General features: G+C 71.1%; 1 protein-coding gene. It reads left to right on the forward strand.

The window, feature by feature from the left end; all coding sequences use genetic code 11:
* Positions 1-1262, forward strand: a 1262-nt coding sequence (locus AOK18_RS24510) for an ABC transporter substrate-binding protein (protein ID WP_055695729.1), incomplete at its 5' end; no start/stop codon positions are given.
* Positions 1263-1330: the final 68 nt, after the last annotated feature.

Genomic DNA, 1330 nt, shown 5'->3' on the forward strand with positions numbered 1-1330 from the left:
AGGACGAGCCGGGCGGCGGCACCGAGGAGACCACCTCCACCGTCACCCTTCCCAAGCTGGACGGCCAGAGCCTCGAGGTCGCCGCCGTGTGGACCGGCACCGAACAGGCCAACTTCAAGAAGGTGCTGGCGGAGTTCGAGAAGCGCACCGGCGCGAAGGTGACGTTCGTTCCCGCCCAGGACCCCATCATCAACTTCCTCGGTTCCAAGATCGCGGGCGGTGCCCCGCCCGACGTGGCGCTGCTGCCGCAGCCGGGCGCCGTCCGGCAGGCCGTGGAGAAGGGCTGGGCCAAGCCCCTGGGCGCCGAGGCGCGGGCGGAGCTCGAGAAGAACTACTCGCAGGGCTGGCAGGACATCGGCTCGGTCGACGGCAAGCCGTACGGCGTCTACTACAAGGCCGCCAACAAGTCGCTGATCTGGTACAACGCCCAGGTCTTCGAGAACGCCGGCGCGAGCGAGCCGAAGACCTGGAAGGACCTGCTCGCCGTGGCGCGGACGGTCTACGACTCCGGTGTCACCCCGTTCTCGGTCGGCGGCGCCGACGGCTGGACGCTGACCGACTGGTTCGAGAACGTCTACCTCTCCCAGGCGGGCCCGGAGAAGTACGACCAGCTCGCCGCGCACGAGATCAAGTGGACCGACCCGTCCGTGAAGGACGCCCTGACCACGCTGGCGGAGATCTGGGGCGAGGCCGACTACCTGGCGGGCGGCCCGGACGGCGCGCTGCAGACCGAGTTCCCGGCCTCCGTGACGCAGACCTTCACCGGCGGCGACCAGCCCAAGGCCGGCATGGTCTACGAGGGCGACTTCGTCCAGGTCAACATCGGCGAGACCGAGGCGGAGGTCGGCACGGACGCGAAGGTGTTCCCGTTCCCCGCGGTCGGCGACAGCCCGCCGGTGGTGTCCGGCGGCGACGCGGCCGTGATCCTGGAGGACTCGGAGGCGGCGCAGGCGCTGGCGACGTTCCTCGCCTCCCCGGACGCCGCGGGCATCCAGGCGAAGCTGGGCGGCTACCTCTCGCCGAACAAGAACGTGCCGAACTCGGCGTACCCGAACGAGGTGCAGCAGAAGACGGCCAAGGCGCTCGTCGACGCCGGGGACGACTTCCGCTTCGACATGTCCGACCAGGCCCCGCAGGCCTTCGGGGGCACCCCCGGCAAGGGCGAGTGGAAGGCGCTCCAGGACTTCCTGAAGAACCCGAAGGACATCGCGGGCACCCAGCGGCGGCTGGAGGCCGACGCGGCCGCGGCGTACGGGAACTGATCCGGCGATGAAGTCGGACACGGCGGCGGGGCCCCCCGGGGCCCCCGCCGCCCCCACGTCGCGCGGGA

Origin of the sequence: Streptomyces prasinopilosus, from assembly GCF_001419695.1 — a bacterium.
Taxonomy (GTDB): Bacteria; Actinomycetota; Actinomycetes; order Streptomycetales; family Streptomycetaceae; genus Streptomyces; species Streptomyces prasinopilosus.